Annotated in this window: 13 protein-coding genes; 7 read left to right on the forward strand and 6 right to left on the reverse strand. The window is 37.1% G+C overall.

Features of this window, described 5'->3' with window-relative positions; all coding sequences use genetic code 11:
* Nucleotides 1–137: 137 nt before the first annotated feature.
* The 3 genes from ASG31_RS03845 to ASG31_RS03855 form a co-directional block, all read right to left on the reverse strand.
* On the reverse strand, nucleotides 138–644 hold the full coding sequence (locus ASG31_RS03845) for a hypothetical protein (protein ID WP_056028165.1): 507 nt from the start codon (nucleotides 642–644) through the stop codon (nucleotides 138–140).
* Between the two features lie 21 nt (nucleotides 645–665).
* Entirely contained in the window at nucleotides 666–3,002 is a 2,337-nt protein-coding gene (locus ASG31_RS03850) for an ATP-dependent helicase (protein ID WP_056028168.1), read from the reverse strand.
* Between the two features lie 66 nt (nucleotides 3,003–3,068).
* Nucleotides 3,069–3,821, reverse strand: a complete 753-nt coding sequence (locus ASG31_RS03855) for a hypothetical protein (RefSeq protein ID WP_131725490.1) — start codon at nucleotides 3,819–3,821, stop codon at nucleotides 3,069–3,071.
* A gap of 112 nt (nucleotides 3,822–3,933) precedes the next feature.
* Here ASG31_RS03855 and ASG31_RS03860 point away from each other — a divergent pair, with 112 nt between their 5' ends.
* From ASG31_RS03860 to secG, 3 genes are all read left to right on the forward strand, one after another.
* Nucleotides 3,934–5,247, forward strand: coding sequence for a M16 family metallopeptidase (locus tag ASG31_RS03860; protein ID WP_056028174.1), 1,314 nt, complete (start codon nucleotides 3,934–3,936; stop codon nucleotides 5,245–5,247).
* Nucleotides 5,248–5,299: 52 nt separating this feature from the next.
* The gene (locus tag ASG31_RS03865; RefSeq protein ID WP_056028177.1) at nucleotides 5,300–7,345 is read left to right on the forward strand and encodes an insulinase family protein; all 2,046 of its coding nucleotides are present in this window, start codon (nucleotides 5,300–5,302) and stop codon (nucleotides 7,343–7,345) included.
* 122 nt (nucleotides 7,346–7,467) lie between these two features.
* Complete coding sequence (gene secG, locus ASG31_RS03870; protein WP_056028180.1) at nucleotides 7,468–7,818, forward strand: preprotein translocase subunit SecG; 351 nt, start codon at nucleotides 7,468–7,470, stop codon at nucleotides 7,816–7,818.
* Between the two features lie 279 nt (nucleotides 7,819–8,097).
* Here the strand turns inward: secG and ASG31_RS03875 are convergent, their stop codons facing one another.
* Together ASG31_RS03875 and recR are read right to left on the reverse strand one after the other, a co-directional pair.
* On the reverse strand, nucleotides 8,098–8,931 hold the full coding sequence (locus tag ASG31_RS03875) for a glycosyltransferase family 2 protein (protein WP_056028183.1): 834 nt from the start codon (nucleotides 8,929–8,931) through the stop codon (nucleotides 8,098–8,100).
* Nucleotides 8,932–8,937: 6 nt separating this feature from the next.
* Entirely contained in the window at nucleotides 8,938–9,549 is a 612-nt protein-coding gene (recR, locus tag ASG31_RS03880) for a recombination mediator RecR (RefSeq protein ID WP_056028186.1), read from the reverse strand.
* 126 nt (nucleotides 9,550–9,675) lie between these two features.
* On the opposite strand from recR, the gene ASG31_RS03885 reads away from it, so the two are divergent.
* The 4 genes from ASG31_RS03885 (at nucleotide 9,676) to ASG31_RS03900 (ending at nucleotide 13,367) form a co-directional block, all read left to right on the forward strand.
* Complete coding sequence (locus tag ASG31_RS03885) at nucleotides 9,676–10,281, forward strand: hypothetical protein (protein ID WP_056028189.1); 606 nt, start codon at nucleotides 9,676–9,678, stop codon at nucleotides 10,279–10,281.
* Nucleotides 10,282–10,342: 61 nt separating this feature from the next.
* Nucleotides 10,343–10,831 (forward strand): hypothetical protein, encoded by a 489-nt coding sequence (locus ASG31_RS03890; protein WP_056028193.1) that lies wholly within the window; start codon nucleotides 10,343–10,345, stop codon nucleotides 10,829–10,831.
* Between the two features lie 139 nt (nucleotides 10,832–10,970).
* Complete coding sequence (locus tag ASG31_RS03895) at nucleotides 10,971–12,416, forward strand: aminoacyl-histidine dipeptidase (protein ID WP_056028196.1); 1,446 nt, start codon at nucleotides 10,971–10,973, stop codon at nucleotides 12,414–12,416.
* A gap of 66 nt (nucleotides 12,417–12,482) precedes the next feature.
* Entirely contained in the window at nucleotides 12,483–13,367 is an 885-nt protein-coding gene (locus ASG31_RS03900) for a restriction endonuclease (RefSeq protein WP_056028199.1), read from the forward strand.
* A gap of 52 nt (nucleotides 13,368–13,419) precedes the next feature.
* On the opposite strand, the gene ASG31_RS03905 is transcribed toward ASG31_RS03900, so the two are convergent.
* Entirely contained in the window at nucleotides 13,420–14,241 is an 822-nt protein-coding gene (locus tag ASG31_RS03905; RefSeq protein ID WP_056028202.1) for a flavin reductase family protein, read from the reverse strand.
* Nucleotides 14,242–14,277 lie beyond the last annotated feature (36 nt).

A 14,277-nucleotide genomic window follows, 5' to 3' on the forward strand; every position in this document is an offset into this window, starting at 1 on the left:
CCGCGAAATCTGTGTATAATCAAATTGATTTGTCCTTTCAGCGCTCATGACTTATGTATGCCTAATTTCACAGGGCTTCACCCTGTGCTGATGAATGTCGCCACTTTGTGGCTTGGGAAATCTAAAATCATTTTTTGTCAGGGAGCCTTTGGGGGTTCTAGCTCATTAGTCTTACTTCTAAAGTCAAATTTTCTTTGAGTTTCTATAAGTTTTAGAGATTTCTTAGTATTGTAAATCCAGGCAGCAAAATCAGTAAGTGATTTTGGTGCATTATCACTATGAACAATTATCTTTTTAAGCAAACCATCTTTATTGATAAAGAAACTTGAATGATTTCCATCCTGATAATTTTCAAAATAGATAGTATCAAAACTTTTAAAATTAATATTTTGAATAAAACTATCTAATTCTTTTTTCTGTAATTTATTAAGTTGAGATACATAATTTGTTTGACTGACAGGTTTTTTTAAATCATTTGCTGACCAATGTTCGCGAATGAAAACGGAATCGTTTGAAGGACTGAATTTTATCGAAAAATCTGTTTCAAAAGTATTCCCATATGAAAAATCAAATTCATTGAATTGTTGTTTTTTACAGTTTATAAGTAAAAACAAAACTGTTGAAATAAGAATTTTATTTTTCATTATCTACTCTTAAAATTTAATCTAAATCTTCGTCAGCTTAGCATATTTCAAAATCAAATTCTTTTCGCCTTCGTGCAGGAAAACTACTTTTGCTTTGATATTCTGAGGATCAGTTCCGTCTAAAAATGCAACTTCTCCAATCCCGAAACGGTCGTGTCTCACCTTGTCGCCCACTTCAATATCCTGCGAAGAGGCGCCGCTTGGATTGATGATTTTTGCAGTAGCAACAGGTTTTAGCTTTCTTGGTTCGGCAATCGGTTTGTCGTTTTCCGTTTTAGAAATTGTTTTCTTTTCTACTTTTTTGAAACTTCTGATCTCAGAAGGATGCTCATCAAAAATATTGGAGGTCACACCGGAATTGTTAATAAATCGCTTCTCAATAGCAGGATTTAGGAATTCCAGATATTCACTGTCGATCTCACTTAAGAATCTTGAAGGTTCGGCATCGGTAATTTTCCCCCATTGAAATCTTGAGATGGCGTAAGAGAAAAATGCCTGTTTTTCGGCTCTGGTAAGGGCAACGTAAAACAAACGTCTTTCTTCTTCCAGATCTTCTCTGGTTGCCGAACTCATAAAACTCGGGAATAGATTTTCTTCCAGACCAACCAAATGCACGACGGGAAATTCAAGACCTTTTGAAAGGTGAATGGTCATTAAAGAAACCATATCGTCTTCATCATTGTCTTTTTTCTGAGTATCTGCGGAAAGTGCTATATTTTCGAGGAAATTGGGCAAACTTGGGTCACCGTCTTCAATCTGCTGTTGCTCTTCAATGAAACCCTGCATCGAGTTCATCAATTCCTGAACGTTTTCTACGCGGGAAATGCCTTCAGGAGTCTGATCATCTTTTAAAAATTTAATCAAACCACTTCGCTTAGCCACTTCCATGGCGACGCTGTACGCTGTTTCTGTTTTAAGTAAAACCTGAAATGCTTTAATCATCGCCCAAAAGTCGCTCAGTTTTGTTAAAACACCGTTGTTAAATTTCAACTGCGGTGCATACATTCCGAGATTGTCTAAAACTGCTGAAACTGGAATGTTTTGAGCATCTGCGAAGACAATTAATCTGTTCTGAGTCGTTTCACCAATTCCTCTGGTAGGATAATTAATGACTCTCATCAACGCTTCAGAATCATTTTCATTCACCAAAAGACGCAGGTATCCAATTAAATCTTTTACTTCTTTTCTTTGATAAAATGAAAGTCCGCCATACACCTTGTAAGGAATGTTTTTTCTTCTTAAAGCATCTTCAAACGCTCTCGTCTGTGAATTCGTTCTGTATAATATCGCAAAATCACGGAACATTTTCTGTTCAGTATTTCTAAGTTCCCAGATGTTTCCGGCAACGAAATTGGCTTCGTCAGCATCTGAAAGGGAACGGTAGATTTTTATTTTTTCGCCTTCTTCGTTTTCACTGAAAACATTTTTCTTGAACTGCTGAAGGTTTTTAGAAATCACGACATTTGCGGCATTCACGATGTTTTGGGTGGAACGGTAATTTTGTTCCAGAGAAACCGTTACGGCTTCGGGATAATCTTTTTTGAAATTTAAAATATTGTAAATATTCGCACCACGGAAAGAGTAAATCGACTGTGCATCGTCTCCCACCACACAAATGTTTTCAAATTTTGAGGCTAAAGCTTTCACAATCAAATACTGAGAGTGGTTCGTATCCTGATACTCATCTACCAGAATATACCTAAATCTGTCCTGATATTTTGCCAAAACTTCCGGAAATCTTGTCAGCAATTCGTTGGTTTTCAGCAATAAATCATCAAAATCCATCGACCCGTTTTTGTAGCATTGATCGACGTAACGCTGATAAATCTGACCGATGTGTTTCATATTCGCCTTTTCATCGGCTTCCATCAATTCGGGATTGTTGAAATAGGCTTTTACAGTGATGAGATTATTTTTATAATTGGATATTCTGGACTGAACTTTTTTGGGTTTGTATAAATCTGCATCGATATTCATGTCTTTCAACACTTTTCTGATGACATTCAGGGCATCCTGCTGATCATAAATCGTGAAGTTGGAAGGATAGCCCAGATAATGCGCTTCACTTCTCAGAATTCTGGCAAAAACTGAGTGAAAAGTTCCCATCCAAAGGCTTCTCGCATTGCTTTGTCCGACCACTTTTGCAATACGCTCCTTCATTTCCTTTGCTGCTTTGTTCGTAAAGGTCAACGCAAGAATATTGAAAGGATCGACGCCGTTTGTGATCAGATGGGCGATACGCATGGTAAGTACACGCGTCTTTCCCGAACCTGCTCCGGCAAGCACCATCAGCGGTCCGTCGAGTGTGGTAACGGCTTCAAATTGTGATTCATTCAGTCCTTTCAGATAATCCTCCATACAGCAAAAAAATTAGGACTACAAAGGTAGGATTTTGGGGTGGGAATGCAAAAGGCTTAAAGCAATTTAATCGTGGCCATATTCCTGTCGGGTAATATCTTTCCAGTCGCCGTTTTTGTACTGATAAAGTTTGACTACAGATTTCCTGGACATATTGTCTACGTCATAGCGATATTCTACAGAAACTTTATTTCCAACTTCATTTCTGATGTATAAACGGAGTGTGGTAAAATTGATATTGGGATACTGATCTATGAGTGTAATGTTTTCTTTACTGTTAAAAGGGTAATAATAAAACTGCTGTTGATCCGGCGATCTGTCTTTATAAATTCCCGATTTTTGTCTTTTTGATTTTCTGTATATCTTTTTCAGTTTCGATTTTTCTCCATCTGAAGCTTTTTCGTAAAAGAAATATCCGAAAGTGGCATTTTGCGGAATCACATTTATTTTAAATTTTTTGACAATCTTTTTAATGTTTTTCGGAGTCCAAAAATTAGTATCATTGTAAACAGGATTTGCTGCCAGTTGCTCAAAACAGCATTTGCAGGGTTCCATATTAAAAATAGGTTTTTTCAACATATAATAATCCCTTATTTCAACCACTAGGCTAGGCTGTGTTAACTCTGTGCTGTCAATATCTGATATGATTTTTTCTGAAAGTCTGTCATAATTTACTCCCCGTGATTCCTTTTTCATCTGAAAATAATCTGCAGAATCCTTCTTCTGAAGATTTTCGCATCTGGTCGAATCACTAAGTCGTTGACTCAAAAACAAAGTTGACCAAAAAAACAGCAGAGCAGAGGCGCGTAGTGGTTTCATGATTTTTTTTTAATATAATGAAGATAAATATACTTTTATTTCATTAAAAAATATTCTCTTTCTGTAACATTTAAAGTAAATTTACCACCAATTGACAAAACAATTTCTATTTATGAAAAAACGACTTCTTAGTGCTGCAGCGGCTGCTTTTTTTGGAGTAATGCTGAATGCACAACAAATCAAATTCGAAGAGTATGATTTACCAAACGGTTTGCACGTAATTCTTCATCAGGATAATTCTGCACCGGTAGTTACCACGGGGGTTATGTACCATGTTGGTGGTAAAGATGAGACAAAAGGCAGAACTGGTTTTGCACACTTTTTCGAACACCTTTTGTTTGAAGGAACGCCAAATATTAAAAGAGGAGACTGGTTTAAGATTGTATCTTCAAACGGAGGACAGAATAATGCCAACACAACGATGGACAGAACGTATTACTACGAAACTTTCCCGTCAAACAACGAGCAGCTGGGTCTTTGGATGGAAGCCGAAAGACTTCGTCACGCTGAGATCAACCAGATTGGTGTAGACACTCAGAGAGAGGTGGTGAAAGAAGAGAAAAGACTGAGAATGGACAATCAGCCTTACGGAAATCTGATGAATGCTATTCAGCAGAATCTTTTTACCAACCACCCTTACAGCGGCTCAGTAATTGGTTCTATCGACGATCTGAATGCAGCTAAATTACAGGAGTTCAGAGATTTTTACAAGAAATTCTATGTTCCGAACAATGCTACCCTGGTAGTGGCAGGAGATATCAAGCCAGAGCAGACTAAAAAGTGGATTCAGGAATATTATGGCGGTTTACCTAAAGGGACAGTGACTCCTAAAAACTTCCCGAAAGAATCTCCTATCACTCAGGAAACAGAAAAAACGGTTACAGATCCTAATATTCAGCTACCTGCGTATATCTTCGCTTACAGAAGCCCTTCCAATAAAGAAAAAGATTCGTATATCTTAAATATGCTTTCGTCTTATCTGAGCAGCGGAAAATCTTCTATTCTGTACAAAAAATTAGTGGACCAGGAGAAAAAAGCTTTAGAAGTACAGGCTTTTAACCTTGGAATGGAAGATTACGGAGTGTTCGGGTTTTTTGCTATCCCAATGGGAACTACAGAAAGAAAAACTTTGCAGACAGACATCGATGCTGAAATCAAAAAACTTCAGACGACTTTAATTTCTCAGGAAGATTACCAAAAACTTCAGAATAAGTTTGAAAATCAGTTTGTAAATTCAAATTCAAGTATTCAGGGGATTGCAGCTTCATTGGCTACAAACCATGTGTTGATGGGAGATACCAATTTAATCAATAAAGAAATTGATATCTACAGATCGATCACAAAACAGGATTTGCAGAATGCTGCCAAAAAGTATCTGAATTCTAACCAAAGAGTAATCATTAATTACGTACCTGAAAAAAAATAATTATTTAGAAATATCCAGTTTTTAAATTATTATATCCTTTAAATTTTTACAAATGAAAAAGCAATTAACATATATAGCAGCAGCATTTTTATTCTCAGGAATGCTTTCTGCACAAAAAATTGACCTTAATGCAATGCCGAAAGCGGGGCCTACGCCTACCATCAACATTGCTCAGCCCAAAACTTTCCAGCTGAAAAACGGTTTAACTGTGATGGTGGTGGAAAACAACAAGCTACCAAGAGTAAACATGAGCCTTTCTATGGACAGACAGCCTTACTATGAAGGGCCTGTAACCGGAGTAAGCGAAATCATGGCAGACCAGCTGGGCAATGGGACAACGACCTTAAGCAAAGACGAATTCAATAAAAGAATAGATTTCCTTGGGGCTAATTTAGGCTTCAATTCAGGAGGCGCTTCTTCCAATTCTCTTTCAAAATATTTTCCGGAAGTTTTAACTTTAATGGCAGATGCCGTTATTAATCCGAAATTTTCTGCAGACGAAATTCAGAAATCTAAGGAAAGATCAGTAGAAGCTCTTAAAAGTGAAGAAAAAAATGCTTCATCTATTGCTTCAAGAGTTTCCAACGCTTTGGTTTACGGAAAAAACACAGCAAGAGGTGAGTTTGAAACGGTAGAATCAATCAACAAAATTCAGCTGGCTGATGTACAGAATACGTACAAAAAATATTACGCTCCAGACAATGCTTATCTGGTAATTGTAGGAGATGTGAAGTTTGATAAAGTGAAACCAATGGTTGAAAAAGCTTTTTCAAACTGGAAGAAAGCCAACACTACCTTTGCGCCTCTTGAGCCTGCAGCAAACGTTACTAAAACTGAAATCAATGTGGTTGACGTTCCTACAGCAGTGCAGTCTGTAGTTTCTGTAGGAAATATCAACAGCCTGAAAATGAAAGATGCCAATTATTTCCCGGCAACAATCGCCAATTATATTCTTGGTGGCGGCGGTGAAGCAAGACTTTTCATGAATCTGCGTGAGAAAAACGGTTTCACCTACGGAGCCTACTCAAATATGAGCGCAAGCAAATATTCTCCTGAATTTTCGGCGGATGCGAGCGTAAGAAATGAAGTTACAGATAAAGCGGTTAAAGAATTCATGAACGAAATCAACGGGATTTCTACCGTTAAAGCTGATGAATTGGCAAACGCCAAAGCAAAACTGAAAGGAAGTTTCATCATGTCTCTTGAGCAGCCTGCAACCATCGCCAGATTTGCTGTAAATCAAAAAGTGAATGATCTTCCGGCAGATTTCTATACCAATTATTTAAAATCTATCGATAAAGTAACTGCAGCGGATGTATCAAACGCGGTTAAGACAACAGTTTATCCTAACCAGAGCAGAATTTTTATCGCCGGTAAAGCTTCTGATATCTCTGAAGGTTTAGAAAAACTGGGTTACCCTGTAAAATATTATGATGCAAATGCTAATCCTGTAGGAAAACCGGTTGCTCAGAAAGCAGATGCCAGCGTAACGGTAGCTTCTGTAGCAGACAAATACATCACCGCAATCGGAGGTAAGGCAAATCTTGCAAAAGTAAACTCTTACGGAATGAACGCTTCAATGTCTATGCAAGGGCAGACTATTGATATTAAAACTGTTAAAGCTCAGGGTGGCAAAGAACTTACCCTTGTGAAAATGGGTGAAATGGTGCTGCAAAAGCAGGTTTTCGACGGTAAAACAGGTTTCTCTGAACAGCAGGGACAAAAAGTTCCTATGACTAAAGAAGAAATTGCTGAAAGAACAAAAAATACGGAACTTTTTGAGGAATTAGGTTTCACAAAATCTGCAGATATGAAAGTTGCAGGTATCGAGAAAATTAATGGTGAAGATTCTTACGTCATTAAAGGTGGCGACACCACTTATTATTACAGTGTGAAGTCTGGTCTTAAAACAGGTGAGACTAAAACTGTAAAAGCACAGGGTCAGGAAATGACAATTCCAACCTTGTTTTCAAATTACAAAGATGTAGCAGGTGTGAAAATGCCTTACACCATAACGGTAAACCAAATGGGAATGGATATGACGATGGAAGTAAAATCTATCGAAGTAAACCAGGCCAAAGATGCTGATTTCAAATAATAATCAACATAATTAATCTGAACGGCAACTTTTGTTGCCGTTTTTTATTTTAAAGGAAATCTTTATTTTGCCGTTCGCCAAAAAAAGATTAAATTTGCCCATTCAAAAAGATATCAAAATTAATGGAGACTATATTTATACTATTGATGGTTCTTATTATGATTGCCAGCGTTTTATTGGTAATCGTTATCATGGCACAGAACCCTAAAGGAGGAGGCCTTTCAAGTACTTTCGGAGGTGCTTCATCTGCACAGTTTGGCGTACAGAGAACCAATGATTTTATGGAAAAAGCAACCTGGACTTTGGGTGCGGTAATCATCATTTTGATTTTGGTAAGCGTTGTAATTACAGGAAAGCCAACTGCAAAAGCTCCGGCTCTTCCTACATCGAAAGAAGCTCCGGCATCTCAAGGATCAGCTCCGGCATCTCAAGGTGCTCCGGCACAAACAGCTCCGGTAACTCCAGCAAAATAATCTTAAAAATTTATATAAAATTAAAGCAACTTCATTTCGGAGTTGCTTTTTTGTTTTAGCTAATATTGGTGTGATCCGATAAAAATAATTGAAATATCAATAGGAATGGGCATGTTATCCTGAGCTTGCCGAAGGAAGCCTATTTTTTAAGAAATATATTCTTTATGGCTTCAGCCGAAACTTATATTAAATGTGAGTGAGAATGAAAAATATTTTCAAGTTAATCAGAAATCGTTTTGATATAAGTATTAAAAAATATTGAAAATATTTTTGCTTGGCTTATTTAAGTTTAATCTGCTCAATTTTATGCCTCAATTTCAATCCGGCTTTTAAAAATGAGTACTGTAACGGCTTTTGAATTTTATAATATTTATCAATAAAAATCTGCATTGCCCCGTAAAATCGTTCTAGATAAACTTCATCTTTTATCGTGCTTTCGCCTTTGTGATGAAGGATGGATGCTTTTCCGTAATAATAATTTTTAAATCTTTTTTGGAGAAAAGTATAGCACAAATCCACATCTTCTCCGTACATAAAATACCTTTCATCAAGACCTCCGGAATTTTCGTAAACTTCTTTTTTGCACAGGAAAAATGCGCCGGTAATGACTTCTACTTCAGCAACATCAAACTCATTAATATCATTCCGGTAATATGATTTTGAATTGTTCTTTTTAAAACCTGTAAATAGTTTTTCAAAAGAATTAAACATATCCGGAACGGCTCTTTTGCTTTCAGGCAGAAAGTTTCCGTGGGCATCGTGCATTCTTACGCCGAGGCATCCGAAATCATTTTTAGAATCAGCAAAATTTAAAATTTCATTTAAATAAAAACCTTCCAGTTCGGTATCGGGATTTAAAAGTAAAATATATTCTCCTCGGGCAGTTTTCACCGCTTTATTATTGGCTTTTGCAAAACCTTCATTATTTTCCGAAGCGATAAAATGCACTTCCGGAAACTCCGGAATCAAATCTCCCCACGAGCTGTCAGTTGATTTGTTGTCGATTACAATTACTTCATAATCAATATTTTCTGTGTATTTTTCAATAGAAACCAGACAGTTTCTGAGAAGTTGAGTGACGTTGTAATTAACAATGATAAAGGATAATTTCACAGCAAATTAATCTTTTTCGTTATACGGAAGTCTGTTGATAATCGATCTTCCGAGAGAAATTTCATCGGCATACTCCAGTTCATCTCCCACAGAAATTCCTCTTGCAATGCTTGAGAATTTCACCTCAGAATTTTTAAACTTTTTATAAATGTAATACGCTGTTGTATCGCCTTCCATCGTTGCACTCAGTGCAAAAATAAATTCAGAAACGCCACCGTCACTAATCTTTTTTTCAATACTAGGAATATTCAGATGATGAGGTCCCATGCCTTCAATGGGGGAAATTTTTCCTCCTAAAATCAGATATTTTCCGGTGTATTTTCCGGTATTTTCTATCGCAATAACGTCACGTACATCTTCTACGATGCAGATAATCTCACCATTACGCTTTTGGCTGCTGCAGATCTCACAAACATCATAATCAGAGAAGTTATGACATTCTTTACAGTATTTAATTTCATTCACCAGATTGATGATTGAGGTGCCCAAACCTGTTGCCCTGGAATTCGGCTGTTTCAAAAGATGGAGGGCTAAACGCAAAGCTGTTTTTTTCCCAATCCCCGGCAATCCGGAAATTTCATCAACTGCTTTCGCCAAAACTTTACTAGGATAATCCATAATACAAAAATAAGGTTTTCTGTTAAGAAATATTAATTTGATGGGTCTAAAACTAGTTCCGTTTTTTATTTCTCTTCATTAAAAAACTTTATCTTTGAACTTCAAACAATAAACAGAAAAAAAATTATGGCACTTAACAACCTCAATTATCCGCTGGATTTTAAATTCAAATTATCCACGCTGGCGAGCGATTTCAACATTACAGACAAAAACGGAAATGCGGTGGCATACGTTCGTCAGAAAATGTTTAAACTGAAAGAAGATGTGATTGTTTTTAATGATGAAAGTAAGACAAAAGAGCTTTTCAGAATTAAGGCCAACCAATGGATTGATTTTAATGCATCTTATTCTATGACTGAAATTGCCACAGGCAAAAGTTTCGGAAGACTGGCAAGAAAGGGCATGCGTTCAATCTGGAAATCGAGCTACGATGTACTTGATTTTGGCGACAAACAGAAATTTACCATCACTGAAGACAATGCCTGGGTGAAGTTTTTAGACGGAATGGTGGGCGAAATTCCTGTAGTAGGCCTATTTACAGGATATTTCCTGAATCCTACCTACACTGTGAGAGGTATTGACGGCAAAGAATATTTCAAGCTGAAAAAAATGCCGTCAATGTTTGGAAGAAGATTTCAGCTCGACAGAGTGATCGATATTGATGATGATGACGAAAGTTTGGTGATTCTTTCTTTACTGATGATGATTTTGCTGGAAAGAGCAAGAGGATAACAAGGTTTTAGCTTCTGGCAACTGGCTTCTGGCCTACATTTTTTTTTAATAACTACTTCAAATGAAATATATTTTTGTTTTCGCAACTGCACTTTTACTGACAGCCTGCAAAAAAGAAACTCAAACTCCCACAGACAAAAGTTCAGACAGTACGCAGGTTTTAAAGAAAGATTCTATCATTGAAAAACCCAATGCAGCAATTTCGGTGGAAGCTTTTCCTTTTCCAACGGAAATCAAGGAGTGTTCCTGCTATTTTGCACGCAGCAAGAAAGATTTTGAAAACGAAAATTATATTTACGCAGACAATGCCGGAACTTTAGCCTACATGAAAATTGACGGAAAGCGTCTTGCTTTGCCCCTGATTTCGTCAAGTGATATGGAAGTTGATGATGTTTTAACCAAAGAAATTGAAAATGAAAATTACAAGATTTCTGTAAAAGGTAAAAAACTGAAATCTGAAGAAGCCATGCTTTTTGACGGAACTTTAACCATTGAAAAGCCTGACGGAACGAAAACAGTTATTCCTATTTATGGGGAGTGTGGTTGTTAAATGGCTGTTGGCAACTGGCGATTAGCTTCTAGCTTTTAACATCCAGCACCTAACACCCCGCATCCATCATTGAAAAAATTACTGCTCCTGAATTTCGGGAGCATTTTTTTTATCCGTAATTTTGATAAAAATAAATTTTATGGAACTATCAAACATAGAACCGCAGATTATCTGGAAGAATTTTTCCAAATTTAATGCTGTTCCGAGACCGTCTAAAAAAGAAGAAAAAGTAATCGCCTTCATCAAAGAATTCGGCGAAAATTTAGGCTTGGAAACTACTGTTGATGAAGTTGGAAATGTCATTATTAAAAAACCGGCCACTCCTGGAATGGAAAACCGTAAATCTATCGTAATGCAGTCGCATTTGGATATGGTTTGTCAGAAAAACAACGATGTGAACTTCGATTTTGAAACTCAGGGAATTCAAATGGAAGTTGATGGCGACTGGGTAAAAGCAAAAGGTACAACTTTAGGCGCTGACAATGGATTGGGTGTGGCAACGATTATGTCGGTTTTGGAAAGTTCAGACATTCCACATCCTGATTTGGAAGCTTTATTTACCATCGATGAAGAAACGGGAATGACCGGAGCTTTAGGTTTAAAGCCGGGACAATTGACCGGACAGATCCTCTTAAATTTAGATACTGAAGAAGACGATGAAATCGACATTGGCTGCGCCGGTGGAATTGACGTTACCATTTATCAAAACTACCCGACAGAAGCCGCAAGCGGACAGATCGTAAGAATAGAAGTGAAAGGTCTGCAGGGTGGACATTCAGGGATGGATATTCACAAAGGTTTTGGGAATGCCAATGTTATTTTGGGAAGAATTCTTTACAAAGGTTTAACCAACGAAAATATACAGTTGATTTCTATCGATGGTGGAAGTCTGAGAAATGCGATTCCGAGAGAGGCTGTTGCTTTGGTTTCTGTTAGAAATTCAGCTGAGTTTATCGATAATGTAACCGAAGGAATTAAAAAAGAAATTTTAGAAGAATTCGCTTCCATCGAAGCCGGACTTCAGATCAATATCGAAAATTCTACAAGTTCAGACAAAGCACTTTCTCAGGAAGATTCAAAGAAGATTATTTTGGTCTTGAAATCGCTGCACAATGGCGTTTACAGAATGAGCCCTGACGTTCAGGATTTGGTGGAATCATCAAACAACGTCGCAAGAGTTGAGTTGAAGGAAGGTGGTCTGAAGATTTTAAACCTTTCAAGATCATCCGTAGATTCATCTAAAGATTCAGTTGCCGAACAGTTGAAATCTGTTGCCGAACTGGCAGGAATGAATGTAGAATTCAGCGGATCATATCCTGGCTGGAAACCAAAACCAGGTTCTGAGATCGTTCAGATGATGGAAAAAATCTACACCGAAAAATTCACCGAAAAACCACACGTTGTCGCATGTCACGCCGGTTTGGAATGCGGAATTATCGGCGCCAATTATCCCGAAATGGAAATGGTTAGCTACGGCCCTACCATCAGAGGAGCCCACTCGCCGGACGAAAAAGCCAATATTTCTTCAACCCAGAAATTCTGGAGTTTTACGAAGGATATTTTAGCGAATATTCCTTTGAAATAGGAGTTTATTTTATACATTTAAAACTCCAAATTCTTTTGATTTTGGAGTTTTTTAAAAGAAGATGTAATGACAGAAATAAAAAAGAAATCAAAACAAGCAACGTTCACCAAATGGTTTGGTCCTCTATTAGACGCTCTTCGTGAATTAGGTGGTTCAGCAAGACCAAAAGAGGTTGTTGAAGAAATCGCTAAAAAAGAAAAAGTTTCCGATTCTATTCGAGAGGAGATTATGAAATCAGGAATTTTAAGATTCGATAATCAAGTTGCTTGGGCAAGACAATATTTGGTATGGGAAGGATTATTGGATAACTCGAAAAAGGGTGTATGGACATTAACTTCAAAAGGACAAATTACATCTTTAACATTAGATGATTCAAGAAAACTCTTCTTAAAATGGGTTGAAATTCATCAAAAAGCAAAAAAAGAAAAATCTTCTCCAACAAAAATAGTTAATATTCAAGAAGAGGAAGAGCCTGAGGAATTAGAACATGAAATTACACCAAGTCTGCTTGAAGTTCTACAATCGGTAACTCCAACTGGTTTTGAACATATTTGTAAGAGACTATTGAGGGAGCATGGATTTGAAAATGTATGTGTAACACAAGCATCTCACGATGGAGGAATAGATGGCTATGGAACTTTAGAGCTAAATCCTTTTGTAAGTATGAAAGTTCTCTTCCAATGTAAAAGGTACAAAGGCACCGTATCAAGAGCTCAAATTGGCGATTTTAGAAATGCTATGATTGGAAGAGCTGATAAGGGTATTATTTTAACAACTGGAACTTTTTCTGAAGAGGCAAAAAGGGAAGCTTCAAGAGATGGGGCACCTCCAATTGAATTAATTGATGGAAAAAAGCTGGTAGAACTATTTGAAAAAGTAGAATTAGGATTAAAACCTAAAATTATTTACGAGGTTGATTACAACTTTTTTGAAATATATATGAAGAAATAATATAAAAACTCCCGAAGATTTTTCTTCAGGAGTTTTTTATAAGTAAAAATTTTTATCTTATTAAAACCTTCCAGGCCTCATCAATCTTACTATAAAGCAAAAATTTCTGAGCTTCCAGATGAATATTTTCATCATCATGACAATTTTCTGAAGGTAAAACTTCTACATTCGCCAGCATTCCCAAATCGTTTCCTGTAAAGACTTTGCTGAGTTTGATGGAATCGGGGAGAAGGTCAAAACCAATTCCTTTCGTTACCAAAGGTTTCGGAACTTCAAAAAGGCTGTTTTCATTATTTCTTGAATAAAAATTTCCACCCAAACGGGCTACCATATCCAGTTTTGCCTGATCGAGATTTCCTTCCTCATTCAGATATTCTTCTCTGATGTGGATTTTCTGAACCTCACAAATCACAAGATTTCCCGCACCGCCTTGGTCGCCCAAAGATTTTACTTCCAAAACCTTACATTCAAAATTGACCGGACATTCTTCAATCAATTTTGGCTGAACCAAATCAGCATCCTTCATCGTCAATCCCGACTTTGTAAACTCATTTACACCGTCTCCATATTCGGTTGATGCCAGAGAAATCTGCTGTACAATTGGGAAATTGACTGTCCCAATCACGACTTCTGGAACTTCCAGAACATTTTCCAGGGTATGTTTCGTCGTATTGTCCCTCACTCTTCTCGAAGGAGAGAAAATCAAGATCGGCGGCACCGTACTGAACATATTGAAAAAGCTGAAAGGTGATAAATTGCTGTTTCCGTCTTTATCAATCGTAGAAGCCAATGCTATAGGTCGTGGCGAAACTGCAGTCTGCATTATTGTTTGCAGTTGTACGGGAGTTATTTCGGATGGAGTGAGTGTTTTCATAATTTTTTATTTAACCACAAAAGTCACAAAAATCTT

Origin of the sequence: Chryseobacterium sp. Leaf404 (genome assembly GCF_001424145.1) — a bacterium.
Taxonomy (GTDB): domain Bacteria; phylum Bacteroidota; class Bacteroidia; order Flavobacteriales; family Weeksellaceae; genus Chryseobacterium.